Genomic DNA, 16682 nt, shown 5'->3' with positions numbered 1-16682 from the left:
GCCTGATCGAGCCACCCCCAGAGCCGTCCAAGGACCCCAACCAAATGCTCCTGCAATGGGCGTGAAATTAAACCGGACAGCCGTGGGCTTGACCCGGGCATCCAGTCCTCTCCGGCTGCGGCATGTCTCTACGGCCACGGCATGGCTCGCCGGATCAAGTCCGGCGATGACGATAAAGCGTGGGGGAGGGACAAGAGCGGCGGCCTTGCGCTCTCCATGTGCCCATCGGCACGCTGTCTCTCAGCGCGTGCCGCGCCGTCCGCCGCGTCGCCGCCTTCCGCCCCCTTCGGCCTCCGCCAGCACCTTGCGGGCCGGCAGCTTCACCGCCTCGGCGAGGTGCGGAAAGGCGTGCGCCTTGTTGGGGAAGGCCATGGCGGCGACGAAATGCTCCTGGAAGCGCGGCTCCAGCGCCGTCTCGATCTTTTCGATCTTTCGCACCACCTCCTCGATCTCGCGCCGGTGGCCGCGGTTGAGGAGCGCCATGCGCGCCCCCGTTCCCGCCGCGTTGCCGACGCCCTTCACCTTGTCCAGCCGGCAATCGGGAATGAGGCCGATGAGCATGGCGTATTTCGGGTCGATATAGGAGCCGAAGGCGCCGGCGAGCTTGATCGCCTCCACGCTCTCAAGCTCCAGCTTGTCCATCAGCAGGCGCACCCCGGCATAGAGCGCCGCCTTGGCGAGCTGGATGGCGCGGATGTCGGTCTGCAGGATCTTGATCTCCTGGCTGCGCGCCGCCTCGCCGCCGCGCCACAGGAGATAGGAGAAGGTGCGTCCGCTCGCCTGGATGCGGTCCGACGTCTCCGCCAGCCTGCCGTCGATCACCCCGTCCTCGTCGATGATGCCGGCAAGGTACATCTCGCCGACGACCTCGATGATGCCGGAGCCGCAGATGCCGGTGACGCCGACATCCTCCATCACCTTGTCGAAGCCGTCCTCGTTCGACCATTCCTCGCCGCCGATCACCTTGACGCGCGGCTCCAGCGTCTCCGGATCGATCCTGACGCGCTCGATGGCGCCCGGCGCGGCGCGCTGGCCGCCGGATATCTCCGCGCCCTCGAAGGCCGGGCCGGTCGGCGAGGAGGCGGCGAGCAACCGGTGCTTGTTGCCCAGCACGATCTCCGCATTGGTGCCGACATCGACGACGAGGGTGATGTCCTCGGCCCGGTGCGGCCCCTCCGAGAGGGTGACGGCGGCCGCGTCCGCGCCGACATGGCCGGCGATGCAGGGCAGCACATAGACGCGCGCGCCCTCGTTGACCGGCAGGCCGATGTCGCGGGCGGGAAAGGCGACGGCGCCGGAGACGGCGAGTGCGAAGGGCGCCCCGCCGAGTTCGGTCGGATCGATGCCCAGAAACAGGTGGTGCATGATCGGATTGGCGACGAAGGTCGCCTCAATGACGTCCTCCTGGCTCACGCCCGCCCCCGAAACGAGCTGGGCGATGAGCTGGCCGACCGCCTCGCGCACGGCCTTGGTCATCGCCGCCCGCCCTTCCGGGTTCATCATCACGTAGGAAACCCGGCTCATCAGGTCTTCCCCGAAGCGGATCTGCGGGTTCGGCGCCCCGGCCGAGGCGAGCGTGCGGCCCGACAGCATGGAGGAAAGATGCGCGGCGATGGTGGTGGAGCCGATGTCGACGGCGATGCCGCAGGCGATGTTGTGAAAGCCCGGCCAGATGGCCGTCACCAGCGGCCCGTCGCCGTCGTCGTGAACGGCGCAGGTGACTTTCCACTCGCCCTCGCGCAGGAGGCGCTGCACGTCGGGCAGGAGCCTTGTCTCAATGCGCGGATTTTCCAGCTGCCATTCGCCGGAAAGCGCCTGAAGGAGCCGGTCGGCGTCGCCGAGCGGCTTTTCCATGTCCGGCTCCTCCACCTCCACATAGCAGAGGCGGGTGGCCGGATCGCGCTCGATATGGCGCGTCTCGGCGCGCTTTCTGACGATCTGCCGGTTGATCTGCACGTCCTGCGGCACGTCGACGACGAGATCGCCGTCCACCAGCGCCTGACAGGATAGCCGCCGCCCTGCGGCGAGGACACGTTTCTCAGAGTAGCGGTTTTCCGCCTCCGTCACGCCGGTGAGGTGCGCCGGCGAGGAGCTGATGCCGTGCTTGGCGAAATGCCCCTCTTCGACCTCGATCTGGCAGCGCCCGCAGATGCCGCGCCCGCCGCACACCGATTCGATATAGACGCCGAGCTGGCGCGCCGCCTCCAGCACGGGCGTGCCCTTGGCGAAACGTGCGCGCCGGCCGGACGGCATGAACAGGACGAGTGGGTCTTTCTGGGGCTCGGTCACTGAATGGAGTTCATACGGCTTGAGCGGGCGCGCAAGCCTTTGCTGGTGGCACGGTCCCGTTGCCCTCCCCCGCGTGGGGAGGGGCTGGGGGAAGGGTGAAGGTCCGAAGGCTGGGTGATCAGAGCCCTCACCCCCCGATCCTGGCCCTGCGCGCCTCGCGTCCGCCGCGGCGGCGCCCGCCGGCGCCGGCGGAGGGCGGCGGGGGTGCGGCTGGCGTGCCGCCCGCGGCCGGCTGGTAGTCCTTATAGGAGGTGATCCAGGTCATGCAGTCCCTGTCGGTGCCCATCAGCACGTTGGCCGCGCGCACCGCCTCGATCTCCTGCGGGCGCAGGGGATTCATGATCGCCGATGTCATCCCCGAAGCGATCGCCATCGGCAGGAAGGCGGCGTTGATGCCGTGCCGGTGCGGCAGGCCGAAGGAGATGTTGGAAGCCCCGCAGGTCGTGTTGACCTTCAGTTCCTCGCGCAGGCGTCGCACCAGCGCGAAGACCTGCAGCCCCGCCGTGCCCATCGCGCCGATCGGCATGACCAGCGGATCGACGACGATATCCTCCGGCTTGATGCCGTGATCGGCGGCGCGCTCCACGATCTTCTTGGCGACGGCGAAGCGCACGTCGGGGTCCTCGGAGATGCCGCTCTCGTCGTTGGAGATGGCCACCACCGGCACGTCATATTTCTTCACCAGCGGCAGGATGGCTTCCAGACGGTCCTCCTCGCCGGTGACGGAATTGACCAGCGGACGGCCTTCGGCGACTTCCAGCCCCGCCTTCAGCGCCGCCGGCACGGAGGAATCGATGCACAAAGGCACCTGGACCAGCGACTGCAAGATCTTCAGCGTCTCCACCAGAAGCGGCGGCTCCGTCTCGTTGGGGTCGACGGCGGTGACGCCGGCATTGACGTCGAGCATGGTGGCGCCGGCGGCGACCTGCGCCAGCGCGTCGGCCTTCACGGTCTCGAAATTGCCTTCCACCATCTCGGCGGCGAGCTTCTTGCGCCCGGTCGGGTTGATGCGCTCGCCGATGATGCAGAAGGGCTGCTCGAAGCCGATGACGACTTCGCGGCTTGCCGAGGCGACGATGGTTCGGGTCATGTTCAATCCTTCCCTTTGGGCAGGCCTCTTACGCGGTGAGGGGGCACGCGGTCAAAGCGCGGCGCGCCAGAGCCCGTGCCTCAGCTCTCAAGGCCGCCATTCTTCGCCAGCGCCACCAACCGCTCCTTCGGATATGCCGCTTCAAGGGCGGCAAGGGCGCTGTCGGCCTCTGCTTCCAGGTCGTCGCCGCAGGGCTCCGGCTCGCCGCGCCGCCATTCGGCGAGATAGGCCTCCGAATCGCGGGCGCCGACGCGCATCGCCGCCATGTCGATCGCCTCGGTGAAGCGCAAAGGCAATTCGCGCTTGGCCGTGCGCCGTCCCGCCTTGACGATTACCTGGGCGGGGATGTCGCGCCAGGAAAGGATGATGCGTTCGGCCATGTCGGCTCCTTGCGTTCTTGCGCCTATGGCAGGGGTGTTGGCGGCAGGCGCGCTTGCGCGCGACCTGGTGCGCAGAGGATTGCGACCTGAAATGCCAGGTCCGATCAGGACACCTTGTCGGTCGCTTTGAGAAATTCCGCAAGGTCACCATAGCCGGTGACGCGCTTCTCGAAGGTGAGGCCGAGAAACTCTGCCGCCGCGCGGGCCTTCTCCGTCAGCCCCGCATCCTCGCTCTGGGCGAGATAGATGAGGCGCGCATAATTGCCGAAATAGATCTCGGTAAGCTCCGGGTGCTTGTCCAGCCCGAGCGGCTCCACGACGAACGCCTCGAACTGGCGGGCGAGGAAATCGGTGAGGAAGAAGGCGTCCATGTCGTCGTCGCCGCGCGCGGCGAAGGCGGCGTTGCCCCAATAGAAGGCGTAGCAATGCGGGCCGGCGATGCGGGTAACGCCTTCCGCCTGGCACACCTTGTCGAGCGCGCCGCCCGTGCCGCAATCGGCATAGCCGATGAGGATCTTCTCAAAGCCCTCGGCCTTGGCCTTGCCGATCGCCGCTTGCACCGCGCCGGCGATCTTTTCGGGCCGGTTGTGCAGGATGGCCGGCAGGCAGGTCAGCGCGACATGGCTGAGCCCGTTCGCCTCCACGAGGTCGCCGATCTCGCGCGCTAGCGCCCCGCAGGCGATGACGAGGACCTTTTTTGTCGTTGGTGCATTCAATGAAGGCTCTGAACTGGCCGAAGCGTTCCCCTCGCGCGCCGGGCGCCGCCCGGCACCCTCTGCCTCGGAGGGGGGAGGGTGGGGAGCGGGCCGGTCGGCCTTCGTCCCGAACCTTGCTGCGGAGCTTTGCGGAACGCGGAGAGACGTTGCTTTGTTGCCGCGAGTTTGCAGCCCGGCACGGCATCGACCCTCCCCCCTGAAGGGGGAGGGTGGTCGGCGGAGCCGACCGGGTGAGGGGGAAGTGTCGGCGAGCGCCGGCGTCTGCGAGCCGGCTCTCCTTTCAAGCTCGAAGCGGATGCGATCGAGAACCAGGCCGAGATTCCCCAAGATCTCTTCTTCCGAGAAGCGTATCACCCTGTAGCCTGCGGCTGTGAGCCAGGCGTCTCGGCGCCGGTCGGAGGCGCGACGCTCTGGTTCTGAGTGCAATGGGCCATCGGCTTCCACGACGAGGCGTGCCTCGGCACAGAGAAAATCCACGACATACGGCCCAATTGGTGCCTCCCGTCGGAACTTCCAGTCAATTCGCCGGGCACGAAGCTGATGCCAGAGGTCGCGCTCGATGCGGCTGGATATCCGGCGTCGGCGCCGTGCCAGGTCGGTTTTCGGTTGCGGGACGCGAGGTCCTGTCATGGGGTAAGCTCCCCCTCTCCCGGCTGCCTCCGGCAGCCACCCTCTCCCTCCGGGGGAGAGGGTGGGGGCCGTGCCCGCCCAAGCCGCTAGCGCGCCTCAGCCTGCCGCGGCGACCCGCTGGTTGTGCCGGCGCTTGATCAGCTCCTTGGCCGTCTCCACCGCCACGGCCGCGTCCCTGCAATAGGCGTCGGCGCCGATGGCGCGGCCGAACTCCTCGTTGAGCGGCGCCCCGCCGACGAGCACGATGTAATCGTCGCGGATGCCCTTCTCCTTGAGCGTGTCGATGACGACCTTCATATAGGGCATGGTGGTGGTGAGCAGAGCCGACATGCCGACGATATCGGGCTGGTGCTCCTCGATGGCGGCGAGGTAGTTCTCCACCGGGTTGTTGATGCCGATATTGATCACCTCGAAGCCGGCGCCCTCCATCATCATGGCGACGAGGTTCTTGCCGATATCGTGGATGTCGCCCTTCACGGTGCCGATGACCATCTTGCCGATCTTCGGCGCGCCGGTTTCCGCCAGAAGCGGGCGCAGGATGGACATGCCCGCCTTCATGGCGTTGGCCGAAAGCAGCACTTCCGGCACGAAGAGGATGCCGTCGCGGAAATCCTCGCCGACGATGCGCATGCCTTCCACCAGCGCCTTCGTCAGCACGTCGTAAGGTACCCAGCCGCGCTCCAGGAGGATGTTGACGCCTTCCTCGATCTCTTCCTTCAGACCGTCATAGAGATCGTCGTGCATCTGCGCGACGAGCTCCTCGTCGTTGAGTTCGGAAAGGACGATTTCCTCTTCGGACACGGCAGACTCCTTGCCAAGCTGCGATTGCGCAGTGTCATCGCATCAATACGACCTTCGGGGCAACCGAGTGGTTCGAACGCGACTCGTAAAACCGGTGTCTGCGACTTTTCCGCACCCCCTTTCCCGCCCGCGTCACGCTCTGCCGCTGTCGGAAGACCGTCGGGGAAATTGGCTCTCTAGGGGTTGGGGACAAGCCCTGTGCCAGCATGGGAGCGGGAGAATGACGATGACTGAGGCCGGAACCGGAGAGCGCCGGCGTCGCTCCGCGGGCGGGGCCGATGCCCGTCGCGCCCGCCGCCAGGGCGGCCGCGCTCTCAAGCTTCCCTTCATCCGTCGCACGCTGGCCGAGCAGCTTGTGCTCGACGAGGAGGGCCTTGCGCTGATTGAGGCGAATGCCGAGCGGGTGCTTCAGGAGATCGGCATTGAGTTCCGCGAGGACGCCGAGGCGCTTGAAATGTGGCGTCAGGCCGGGGCCGATGTTTCCGGCGAGCGCGTGCGCTTTCCCGCCGGCCTTTGCCGCGAGCTTCTGAAGACGGCGCCGGCGAGCTTTGTCCAGCATGCGCGCAATCCGGAGCGCTCGGTGGAGATCGGCGGCAAGGCGACGGTCTTTGCCCCGGTCTACGGCCCGCCCTTCGTGCGCGACCTCGATCATGGCCGCCGCTACGGAACCATCGAGGATTTTCGCAACCTGGTGAAGCTCGCCTACCAGGCGCCGGCGCTGCACCATTCCGGCGGCACGGTGTGCGAGCCGGTGGATATCCCGGTGAACAAGCGCCACCTGGACATGGTCTATGCGCATATTCGCTATTCCGACCAGCCCTTCATGGGGTCGGTGACGGCGCCGGAGCGCGCCGCCGATTCGGTGACGATGGCCAGGCTCCTCTTCGGCGAGGAATTCGTCGAGGAGAACTGCGTCCTCATCAATCTCATCAACGTCAACTCGCCGATGGTCTTCGACGGCACCATGCTCGGCGCCTTGAAGACCTATGCGCGCGCCGGCCAGGCCTCAATCGTCACGCCCTTCATCCTCGCCGGCGCCATGTCGCCGGTGACCATCGCCGGCACGCTGACGCAGATCCTGGCCGAGGTGCTCGCCGGCGCCGCCTTCACCCAGCTTTGCCGGCCGGGAGCGCCGGTGGTCATGGGCACCTTCGCCTCCTCCATCTCCATGCAGTCGGGGGCGCCCACCTTCGGCACGCCGGAGCCGGCGCTGGTGCTCTACGGCGCCGCCCAGTTCGCCCGCCGTCTCGGCATTCCCTTCCGCTCCGGCGGCTCGCTCTGCGCCTCCAAGGTGGCCGATGCGCAGGCCGCCTATGAGAGCGCCCAGACGTTGATCCCGAGCGTCATGGCCGGGACGAACTTTGTCCTCCACGGCGCCGGCTGGCTGGAGGCGGGCCTCGTCTCCTCCTACGAGAAGTTCGTCATGGATTGCGACCAGCTCGCCATGATGCAGCGCTTCTCGCAAGGCATCGACCTGTCTGAGAACGGCCAGGCGATGGACGCCATCGCCGAGGTCGGGCCCGGCAGCCACTATCTCGGCTGCGCCCATACCCAGGCCAATTTCGAGGATGTCTTCTACCGCTCCACCATCGCCGACAACAATTCTTTCGAGCAATGGTTCGCCGAGGGCGCCCACACGGCCGAGGAGCGGGCGAACGCGCTGTGGAAGAAATGGCTCGCCGAATACGAGGCCCCGCCGCTCGACGAGGCCATCGACGAGGCGCTGAAGGCGTTCATCGACAAGACCAAGGCATCGATGCCCGACGCTTTCTCGTGAGCTGCCGGCGCGCCCGCCCTCAGAAGCCGAGAAGGATGCGCGCGGCAAATAGCGCCCACATCCCCATGAGGATGAACAGGCCGACGATGAAGGCCTGGAAGCGCTGCTTCAGCACGTTGGAGCCGGTATGGATGAAGGCGTGCACCAGCCGGCTCGCCACGAAGGCGTAGCTGAGCAGGACGAAGAAGAGGTCGGTCTTGTTGGTGACCACGGCGAGCGTCACCACGGCATAGAAGAGAAGCGGCAGCTCGAACTGGTTGCGGAAGGAATTGGCGATCTGGGTAGATTTCGCCGGCCACAGAGCCGTGCCGGCCGTCACGTCGGCAAGGCGCACCTCGCCGCGCCTTATCGCGCCGAGGCGCGCGCGGCCCATCCAGAAGGCGATGAAGAAAGTGAGCGCGATCTGGACGAAGACCGGCAGAAGGACGAGCGAAAGCGGCATCTGGCACCTGTGCAGTGACGTGGGGTGGTTCGGCCGCAGGCCGGGCCGGCCTGTGGCGGCAGGAGGGTGATGGCCGGAAAATTGGCCAATCGAGACAAGGTTCCAGTCCGAGAGCTGCGTCCAAGCGCCCCATGGCGGTCTTGCCGGCGCCTTGCGGCTCTGGCGCCTTAACTTATGCCCCTCACTTGGCGATCAATATCTCGACCGGCTCGCTGCGGCCATGCAGCTGCACCGCCCCGTGATCCTCAAAGCCGGCCAGAAGCTCCTCGGCCTTGTCCGGCGCTTCCGCGCGCGCCGCATCGGCGAGTGCCCGGCTGATGACGGCGCGGCAGGAAAGCTGGCGCGTCAGGCCCTCCAGGCGGCTCGCCACGTTCACCGTATCGCCGAGCACGGCGAATTCCAGCCGCCTCTCCGTGCCGATATTGCCGACGACGACCTTGCCGTAATGCAGGCCGAGCGAGATGCGCACGGGCCGTGCCCCCCTTTGCGCCCGGCGGTCGTTCCAGGCACTGAACTTGGAGAGGATTTCGACCACGCAAGCCAGCGCGTCGATGGCGTCGCGCTCGCCCGGCTCCGGTGTGCCGAAGGTCGCCATCATCCCGTCGCCGATGAATTTGTCGAGCGTGCCGTGATGGCGGAAGACGGCGGCTTCCAGCCGCGCATGCACGTTTCTGAGATAGGCGATCACCTCCGCCGGCTGGCGTTCCTCCGACCAGGTTGTGAAGCCGACGAGATCGGCGAAGAGGACGACGCCGTTCTGCTCGCGGATCTGCGACAGCGCCGCGTCCTCGCTTGCCAGCCTGTCGACGGTGGCGGGCGGAAAGTGCCGCGCCAGATTGGCCCGTTCGCGTTCCAGATTGGCCTGACGCGTGACGAGGCTGCGCGAGCGGTCCACGACCATGGTCAGGACGAGGGAAACGATGAGAAAGACGCCGACATCCTGGATGGCGCGGTCGATATCGATCAGCGTCGGCTCCTGGCTGGCAAGTTGCATCGTCTCCACCACGCCGAGACGGCTCGGCGCCAGCACCGTGTCCGGCAGGCTGACGAGATAGACCACGCCGAGCGCCCAGAAGAGGGCGCCCATGAGGCCGCCCCACAGCACCTCCTTGGGCTGGAAGGAGAAGGCAAGGCCGGCCAGCATGACATAGAAATAGACGAAGCTTCCCGTCCTCAGCGCGTATTGCGGCGGGTGCTCGGCCGGCCAGAACGGGTTCGGATAAAGCAGCACATAGGCCAGAAGGGCGAAGTCGACCGCCGTCAGCAGATAGCCCGTCCACCAGCGATAAAGCTGGCCCGCATCCAGCCACAGCCGCACGAAGCCGAGAATGATGAAGACCGCCAGGATCGTCTGATAGTAGAAGACCGCCGGCACCGGAATGAGGAAGAAGAGCAGCAGCAGGATGCACAGGAAGGCGATCGACCGCCCGTGAATGGCGAGCCGGCGCCCGGCGCGTTCTTCGCCGATGAGGCTCCGCGCCAGGCGCTGCGATATTCCGCTTGCTTGTCCTGCAGCGAGGGGGCTCTCCCTCAAGCCGCCTTGATTCATTGAGAATGCTCCCTCCGTGATGCGAGCTCCAGCCATCGTCCCTCCTTCCCGGCTAGGTCATTTCGGCGTGGCTTTGAAGGTCACCGATTGTCCGTCGAGGAGCGCCAGCCAACGGCCTATCGCCGCATTCGCCGGCAACGGAGAGCTTTCCGTCGCGGCGGCCCGGCGAACGGGGTTCGGAAGGATAAGTGCATGATAAGTTTTCGTTTTCTCCCGCTCTTCTTGCTTGCCCTTGCATCCCCCGGGCTGGCGCAGGATAGGGCCGCGCTCTTTAACGAGGCGGCCGCAATCGTCGAGGAGCAGTTCTTCGACCCGTCGATGAACGGACTGGACTGGGCGAAGGTGAGCGCCGAGCACCGTGCCCGGCTGACGCCACACATGGAGCCCTCCGCCTTTGCCGACGAGGTCAACGCGATGCTGGCGCGGCTTCAGGCCTCCCATACCAGGCTCTACACGCGCGATATGCCCGCCTGGTATCAGCTCGCCGGCGTGTTCATGCCCGCCAGTCCCAGGCTTGCGGAGGAACTGGCGCCGTTCCTGCAGGACGGCGCGCCGAGCTATGTCGGCATCGGCGCCTTTACAGAGAGCGATGGCGAGGCCCATGTCGTCACTGGCGTCTTGGAAGGCCTGCCGGCGGCGGAGGCCGGCCTTCTTCTCGGCGACCGCATTCTTTCCGTTGGCGGCGAGCCCTTCCATCCCATCCTCTCTTGGGAGGGGCGGGCGGAAGAAAGGCTCGCCCTTGAGGTGGAGCGCCGGCCTGGCGAGACGCGCACGCTCACCGTCACGCCACGCCTTCTCGACGGCCGAACGATGTTCAAGCAGGCGATGCGCGCCAGCGCCAGGCTCATCGAAAGGCAAGGCAGGGACAGGCAAGGCAGGCGGATCGGCTATATCCGCGCCTGGTCCTACGCCGGCGGGGACTATCAGGACATTCTCGCGGGCGAGGCGCTTTACGGCTCCCTGAAGGAGGCAGAGGCGCTCGTGCTGGATCTGCGCGGCGGCTGGGGCGGCGCCAATCCGCAATATCTCCAGCTCTTCGCCGAGCGGGCGGTGGAGACGACCAGCCTTGCCCGCGACGGTAGCGCCTTCACCTTCGCCTCGGCCTGGACCAAGCCGGTCGTGCTCTTGGTCGACGAGGGCTCGCGCTCCGGCAAGGAGCTGATCGCGCATGGCTTCCGTGCCCTTCGCATCGGCCCCATCGTCGGCGAGCGCACGGCCGGGGCGGTGCTTGCCGGCACGCTCAACGTCCTTTCCGATGGCAGCCTTCTCTATGTCGCCGTCAGCGATGTCCGCGTCGACGGCGAGCGGCTGGAGGGCGTCGGCGTCGCGCCCGACATTGAGGTGCCGTTCGAACCGCTCCACGCGGCCGGCGCCGATCCGCAGCTGGAGCGCGCGCTTGCCGAGGCCCTGGCGCTCGCAGAGAGCTGAGGCCGAGGCGCGTTTGGACGTCGTCTTAGGCCCGCTCGCGCCGGCTGGTGCGCCGGCGTCCCTCAGCGCCTTCCGCGCGCGGCGGAGAGGCGAGGGGGCCTATCGTCGCTTCGATGCGCGTGCGGTCGGGCCGCTCGCCGCGCTGGTGGCTGTCGATGGCCTCGCGGATCGCCTTCAGATGCACTGCCGTCGTGCCGCAGCAGCCGCCGATGATGGAGGCGCCCGCATCGATGGCGAGCCGCGCGTAATCGGCCATCAGTTCCGGCGTGCCGGAATAGCGGACCTCGTCGCCGGAAACGACCGGAATGCCGCAATTGGCCTTGGCGATGATCTTGCGCTCCTTCGAGCCGTCCATGCCGAGGACGGAGACGACGAGATCGGGCGCGCCGACGCCGCAATTGGCGCCGAAGGCGATGGGCGGCTCGGCAAGGCCTTCAAAAACGCCTGCCATCTCTTCCGGCTTCATGCCCATCATCGTGCGTCCGGCCGTGTCGAAGCTGGCGGTCGTCGTATAGGGCATGCCGGCATTGATGGCGCCCTGCGCGGCGGCGCGCATCTCCTCAGTGGAGGACATCGTCTCCACCCAGCACACATCGGCGCCGCCGGCCTTGAGGCCCTCCGCCTGCTCGGTGAAGGCCTCCACCGCGTCCTCTTCGGTGAGCGAGCCGAGGGGTACGAAGAGCTCGCCCGTCGGCCCCACGGAGCCGGCCACTACCACCTCGCGCCCGGTGGCGTCGGCGGCGGCGCGGGCGATCTCGGCGGCGCGCTTGTTGAGCTCAAAGACGCGGTCCTGCGCCCCGTGCAGCTTCAGGCGATGTCGGTTCGCCCCGAAGGTGTTGGTCAGGATGATGTCCGCGCCCGCTTCCAGGAAGCCCTCGTGTAGCCGGGTGATGCGGTCCGGATGGTCGGTATTCCAAAGCTCCGGCGGCTCGCCGGATTCCAGCCCCATGGCGAACAGGGTGGTGCCGGTGGCGCCGTCGGCCATCAGGATGCCCTTCTTGGCGAGAAGCTCGCTCAGCGATGCCATATGCGCTCCTTGGTCAGAAATCGTCGGCCCGTAGACCATCTCTGGCTGCGACGAGCAAGGGGCAGGGCGCCACAGCCTTGCGCTAAGCAATCGGCGGCGGCGCCGGGTTGGAACGGCGAGCGCTGCAAATCGTTGCCGCAGACATGGGCGTCCGCCCAGAGCAATTTCCATGTCCAATTGGAGTTCTGTATGACCGATCGCAATCCTTCGCCTCTTGCTCTTGCCGCCGCCATCGGCCTTTCGGCGGCCGCTGTCTTCGGCTTCACCGGCGCAAAGGCGCAAGAGCGGGTCGAGGTCGGCTCTCTCGACTGCATGGTGGAAGGCGGAACCGGGTTCATCATCGGCTCCACCAAGGATTTGACCTGCACCTACACGCCGGCCGGGGGCGGGCCGGTGGAGCAATATGCCGGGGTGGTGCAGAAATTCGGCCTCGATGTCGGCGTCACCGACGCGACCTTGATCAAATGGGTCGTCATGGCCCCGACACGCGATGCCTATGCGCGCGGTTCGCTTGCCGGCGACTATGCCGGCATCGGCGCGGAGGCGACGGTCGGAGCGGGCGTCGGCGCCAACGCCCTCGTCGGCGGCTCCAACGACACCTTCGTGCTGCAGCCCATCAGCGTTCAGGCGCAGAAGGGGCTTAATTTGGCCGTCGGCTTCCAATCCTTCACCCTGCGTCCGCTGATCCAGTAGGCCCCTGTCTCAGCCGACCTCCAGGCCGCGGACATGTTGCGCGGCCTGATGCGGATTGAGCACGGCGTGGCGGATGAGGTTGTCGAAATGGTGCGTCAGCGCGCGGATGTGTTCCGTGGCGTTGAGGACCAGATACATCTCGCCGACGAAGATCGCCGCCCGCTGCGAGCCGAACACCGTATAAGGTATCGAATAGGTCTTCACCTCGTCGTAGAGGAAGAGCCGGAAGGTCGGATAGAGCTCGTCCAGCAGGCCCGCCATATGGCGAAGCTGCTCCGCGCGTGACGGCCGGTCCAGGTCGCGCCAGACGCCGCGCCCTTCCGCCAGCAGCGCCAGGCGCTGGCGCGGCATGCACACTTCCATATCCGTCTCCGGCCGACGATTGTAGTCGAGCCGAAACGCGGCCTCGCGCAATTGCGTCTGCGGCAGGGGGCTGATGCCGCCGGAATATTCGTAGTCGATGACCGCTTCGGTTCGGAGCAGGTCCGGGATTTGCTTCGGCACGTAGCGGATCTTGGTGCCGACCGCCTCCCTGTGCCAGCGCTCCAGCGGCGTCTCGCCTGCCGCGCTTTCGCTCTCGGCGATCTCCAGGACCGGCCGCATTTCCGCCGCCAGGTGCTCGTCCTGGCTGAGCCCCACCAGCCAGTCGAGACTGACGGCATAGCGTTCGGCGATGCGCCAGAGTGTCTCCGTGCGCGGCAGGCGTGTCGACTGGCCCGAAAGGAGCTGCGTCATCGCCGAGCGGTCGAGGCCGACGGAACGGGCGAATTCGGAGCGGTTCTGGCCCGTGCGCGCCATCAACAAGGCGAGCCGCTCGCGCAGAACGGGCAGGAGATCGCGCTTGTCCATCATCTGGCGAAGATGCCGCATTTGATGATTTTGCACAACAAACACGCCCCTTGCGCACCAAACGCAACGTCTGTTCCGCAACGTCTCGTTGCCAAGAAAAGCCGGCTAAGGATTTTCTTTGGCCATGGGCAAGATTCCTGCGTTACCCGCATTTCTGGAACGCGCCGAATGGCCGACCCTGGCGCTGATCTTCCTCTGCTACCTCGTCTGGGCGGGCGCGCTGTTCCTCCACGAAACGCTCGGCCTGGCGCTGACGGCGCTTCTTACCGTGCCGATGGTCACCCTCCATGCCTCCTTGCAGCACGAGGCGCTGCACGGCCATCCGAGCCGTTCGGCCGCGCTCAACGAGGCGCTGGTTTTCCTGCCGCTCGGCCTTGCCTATCCTTATCGCCGCTTTAAGCGCCTTCATCTGCGCCATCACCGGGACGAGACGCTGACCGACCCTTATGACGACCCGGAATCCTATTATTACGCGCTCGCCGATTGGCGCGGCCTGCCGGCGCCGCTGCGCCGCCTCCTCGATTTCAACAACACGCTATTCGGCCGGCTTCTCATCGGCCCGGCGGTGATGCTCGTCGGCTTCTACGGCGCGGAGCTGCGCCTTGCCCGCGCCGGCACGGAGCGGGGGCTCCGCAAGGCCTGGGCGCTGCATGCCCTGGGCCTTGCCCTTGTCCTCTTCTTCGTCCTCCTATTCGCCGCCATGCCGCTCTGGCAGTATCTTCTCATCGCCTATGGGGGGCTGTCGCTCCTCAGCCTCAGGACCTTCGCCGAGCATCAGGCGAGCGAAAGCCTCGGCGCGCAGACGGTGATCGTGGAGGGCGGGCCGCTGACCGCGCTCCTCTTCCTCAACAACAACCTGCATTACGTGCATCACCGGCATCCGCGGCTCGCCTGGTATCTTCTGCCGAGGCTCTACCGGGCGGAGCGGGCCGGCTTCCGCGCCGGCAACGAGGGCTATGTCTTTGCCGGCTACGGCGACATCCTTCGCCGCTACCTCTTTCGCCGCAAGACGCCCGTGCCCCATCCCTTTCTGCGCAGGTAATGCCTCCCGCATCGGCATCCGCCGCCCTCGCTTGTCTTCCCATGTACGACTGGCCGCAACTGCGGGCGGCGACGGACGCGCTCTGGGCAGGCATCGCCAGGGAGCTTCAGGCGCACGGATTGACAGCGCCGGAACGTCTCGACCGGGCGCGGCCGAGGGAGGAAATCTGGCGCGATCCGGCGCTCCTGCTGTCGCAGACCTGCGGCTGGCCCTATGCGAGCGGCCTTTCCCGCCATCTTCGGCTTGTCGCAACGCCCGTCTACGCCGTCGAGGGCTGCGAGGGCGCTCTTTATTCCAGCGCCATCGTCCTGCGCCGGGAGGAGCGGGCGGCAAATCTCGGTGGCCTTGCCGGCAGGCGGCCCGCCATCAACGCGCCCGACAGCCTTTCCGGGGCCGTGGCGCTCGCCGAGGCGCTGCGCGCGGTCGGCCTTTCGCCCGATCTGTCGCGGGCGCTTCGCACCGGCGCGCATCGCGCTTCCGTCCTGGCCGTGGCGGCCGGCGAGGCGGATTTCGCCGCCATCGACGCCGTCGCCTGGCGGCTTGCCCGGGATTTCGAGGCCGAAGCCGTGACGGCGCTGAAGGTCCTCGCCTTCACGCCCTTGCGGCCGGCCCTGCCTTTCGTCACCGCGCGCGGCCGCCCGGCGCACGAGGTCGCGGCGATACGCGCGGCGCTCGACGCGGCCTTCTGCGATCCCTCGCTCGCGTCGGCTCGCGCGGCGCTGCACCTTGCCGGCCTCAAGGTGCTGCCGGCGCGTGCCTATAGCCGGCGGGCTCTTCTGCGCGCCTGACCGCAGAGATGTCGACCCGGGCTGGCAGGCCCGGCCAGCCTGTCCTAGTTTCCAGGGGCCGTGGCCCCGAGTCGCGGTCTTTTTTTGCAGTCCCGATGCTCATCGCCCTTCGCTTTCTCGCCGCCGTTCTCCTTCTCCTCTTGGCCGCCCCGGCTCCGGCTCTGGCGCAGTCGCCGGTGCTGGAGGGCTATTTCATCGCCTTTGCCGATTGCGCTGCGACGCGCAAGAAGGACGGCGACAATCCCGGCAATGTGCGCCTTGAGCCGATGCGCGCCTACGAGATTTTGGCGCGCAACGCCGTGCCGGGCACGCATTATCGCCTGCGCGTGCCGAACGCGCCGCAGATCGAGGAGCGTTGGGTGCCCATGGGCTGCGGCGCCTATGCGCCGGCCGCCTCGCTGGTCATGGCAGAGGAGCCCCGTCCCGCCGAGCCTTCTTCGGGTACAGGCTCCGCCCCCGCGCTTGCGGCGGACACGCTGGAAAACGTCCTCGCCGTCTCCTGGCAGCCGGGCTTCTGCCGCAGCGCCGCCGGCCGCGGTAAGCCGGAATGCGCATCCCTGCGCTCCGGCCGCTACGATGCCACGCATTTCACCTTGCACGGGCTGTGGCCGGATGATCTCGACGATAAGGCGATTTTCCCCTGCTACTGCGATCGCGGCGGGCCGCGCGCCTGCGACGAGAACCTGCGCGCCGACGAGACGATCGCGCTCAATGCCGATCTGCTGGCGGCGCTTTCCGTGGTCATGCCGGGGGTCAAGTCGGGCCTGCACCTGCATGCCTGGACCAAGCACGGCGCCTGCTACGAGGACGATGTGACGGGCCCTGAGGCCGGTGCCGATCCCAACGAGTATTTCGCCGAGAGCCTTTCCCTGCTGAGCCAGCTCAACGCCTCGGCGGTGCGCCAGGTCTTCCTCAGCGCCCGCGGCCAGAAGCTCAGCCGCGCCGCCATCGAGGCCGCCTTCGACCGGGCTTTCGGCAATGGTGCCGGCGAGCGCGTCACCATCGTCTGCGACGGGGCGAGCGGCGCCATCACCGAGCTGCGCATCAATCTCAAGGGCGCCATCGACGCCAAGGCCGATCTCGGCGCGCTGATTAACGCTGCGCCGCCCCGGCGGGTATCGAGCGACGCCAGGAGTTGCGCCTCCGGCGAGGTGGTGCGGGCAAGATAGGCCGCCTGCGTG

15 protein-coding genes and 1 pseudogene are annotated in these 16682 nt (G+C 67.2%); 6 read left to right on the top strand and 10 right to left on the bottom strand.

Annotated elements, in window-relative coordinates; all coding sequences use genetic code 11:
* Window positions 1-240 precede the first annotated feature (240 nt).
* The 6 genes and pseudogenes from Q331_RS0109620 to Q331_RS0109600 form a co-directional block, all read right to left on the bottom strand.
* The gene (locus Q331_RS0109620) at window positions 241-2253 is read right to left on the bottom strand and encodes an ASKHA domain-containing protein (protein WP_051630946.1); all 2013 of its coding nucleotides are present in this window, start codon (window positions 2251-2253) and stop codon (window positions 241-243) included.
* A gap of 163 nt (window positions 2254-2416) precedes the next feature.
* A complete protein-coding gene (locus Q331_RS0109615; protein ID WP_026380505.1) occupies window positions 2417-3379 on the bottom strand; it encodes a methyltetrahydrofolate cobalamin methyltransferase in 963 nt (320 codons plus the stop codon).
* An 80-nt stretch (window positions 3380-3459) separates the two neighbouring features.
* The gene (locus Q331_RS0109610; RefSeq protein ID WP_026380504.1) at window positions 3460-3759 is read right to left on the bottom strand and encodes a virulence factor; all 300 of its coding nucleotides are present in this window, start codon (window positions 3757-3759) and stop codon (window positions 3460-3462) included.
* 104 nt (window positions 3760-3863) lie between these two features.
* Window positions 3864-4475: a DUF1638 domain-containing protein gene (locus Q331_RS24150; protein WP_026380503.1), complete on the bottom strand. Its 612-nt coding sequence runs from the start codon at window positions 4473-4475 to the stop codon at window positions 3864-3866.
* A gap of 294 nt (window positions 4476-4769) precedes the next feature.
* Window positions 4770-5105: pseudogene (locus Q331_RS24395) on the bottom strand (endonuclease domain-containing protein); the annotation flags it as partial.
* Window positions 5106-5201: 96 nt separating this feature from the next.
* A complete protein-coding gene (locus Q331_RS0109600) occupies window positions 5202-5906 on the bottom strand; it encodes a corrinoid protein (protein ID WP_026380502.1) in 705 nt (234 codons plus the stop codon).
* Between the two features lie 220 nt (window positions 5907-6126).
* Here Q331_RS0109600 and Q331_RS0109595 point away from each other — a divergent pair, with 220 nt between their 5' ends.
* Window positions 6127-7683 (top strand): trimethylamine methyltransferase family protein, encoded by a 1557-nt coding sequence (locus Q331_RS0109595; RefSeq protein WP_026380501.1) that lies wholly within the window; start codon window positions 6127-6129, stop codon window positions 7681-7683.
* Between the two features lie 19 nt (window positions 7684-7702).
* On the opposite strand, the gene Q331_RS0109590 is transcribed toward Q331_RS0109595, so the two are convergent.
* On the bottom strand, window positions 7703-8125 hold the full coding sequence (locus Q331_RS0109590) for an MAPEG family protein (protein ID WP_026380500.1): 423 nt from the start codon (window positions 8123-8125) through the stop codon (window positions 7703-7705).
* Between the two features lie 181 nt (window positions 8126-8306).
* The gene (locus tag Q331_RS20925) at window positions 8307-9674 is read right to left on the bottom strand and encodes an adenylate/guanylate cyclase domain-containing protein (RefSeq protein WP_051630942.1); all 1368 of its coding nucleotides are present in this window, start codon (window positions 9672-9674) and stop codon (window positions 8307-8309) included.
* Between the two features lie 192 nt (window positions 9675-9866).
* Between Q331_RS20925 and Q331_RS20920 the strand changes: the two genes are divergently transcribed.
* Complete coding sequence (locus Q331_RS20920) at window positions 9867-11102, top strand: S41 family peptidase (protein ID WP_034491716.1); 1236 nt, start codon at window positions 9867-9869, stop codon at window positions 11100-11102.
* A gap of 25 nt (window positions 11103-11127) precedes the next feature.
* On the opposite strand, the gene bmt is transcribed toward Q331_RS20920, so the two are convergent.
* Window positions 11128-12129 carry a betaine--homocysteine S-methyltransferase gene (bmt, locus tag Q331_RS0109575; RefSeq protein WP_026380499.1) on the bottom strand — a complete coding sequence of 334 codons (1002 nt, stop codon included), beginning with the start codon at window positions 12127-12129 and terminating at the stop codon, window positions 11128-11130.
* A gap of 189 nt (window positions 12130-12318) precedes the next feature.
* On the opposite strand from bmt, the gene Q331_RS0109570 reads away from it, so the two are divergent.
* Window positions 12319-12822 carry a DUF992 domain-containing protein gene (locus tag Q331_RS0109570; protein ID WP_034491714.1) on the top strand — a complete coding sequence of 168 codons (504 nt, stop codon included), beginning with the start codon at window positions 12319-12321 and terminating at the stop codon, window positions 12820-12822.
* 9 nt (window positions 12823-12831) lie between these two features.
* On the opposite strand, the gene Q331_RS0109565 is transcribed toward Q331_RS0109570, so the two are convergent.
* Window positions 12832-13692 carry a helix-turn-helix domain-containing protein gene (locus tag Q331_RS0109565; RefSeq protein WP_245615587.1) on the bottom strand — a complete coding sequence of 287 codons (861 nt, stop codon included), beginning with the start codon at window positions 13690-13692 and terminating at the stop codon, window positions 12832-12834.
* Between the two features lie 103 nt (window positions 13693-13795).
* On the opposite strand from Q331_RS0109565, the gene Q331_RS0109560 reads away from it, so the two are divergent.
* The 3 genes from Q331_RS0109560 to Q331_RS0109550 all read left to right on the top strand — a co-directional run bounded on the left by Q331_RS0109560 (window position 13796) and on the right by Q331_RS0109550 (window position 16670).
* Window positions 13796-14713, top strand: a complete 918-nt coding sequence (locus tag Q331_RS0109560; RefSeq protein ID WP_026380496.1) for a fatty acid desaturase — start codon at window positions 13796-13798, stop codon at window positions 14711-14713.
* 41 nt (window positions 14714-14754) lie between these two features.
* On the top strand, window positions 14755-15501 hold the full coding sequence (locus tag Q331_RS20915) for a phosphate/phosphite/phosphonate ABC transporter substrate-binding protein (protein ID WP_034491712.1): 747 nt from the start codon (window positions 14755-14757) through the stop codon (window positions 15499-15501).
* Window positions 15502-15596: 95 nt separating this feature from the next.
* Window positions 15597-16670: a ribonuclease T2 family protein gene (locus tag Q331_RS0109550; protein ID WP_026380495.1), complete on the top strand. Its 1074-nt coding sequence runs from the start codon at window positions 15597-15599 to the stop codon at window positions 16668-16670.
* Window positions 16671-16682 lie beyond the last annotated feature (12 nt).

The sequence above is a fragment of the Afifella pfennigii DSM 17143 genome (assembly GCF_000688515.1).
GTDB classification, from domain to species: Bacteria; Pseudomonadota; Alphaproteobacteria; order Rhizobiales; family Afifellaceae; genus Afifella; species Afifella pfennigii.
This window is presented reverse-complemented; position numbering and strand designations above follow the sequence as displayed.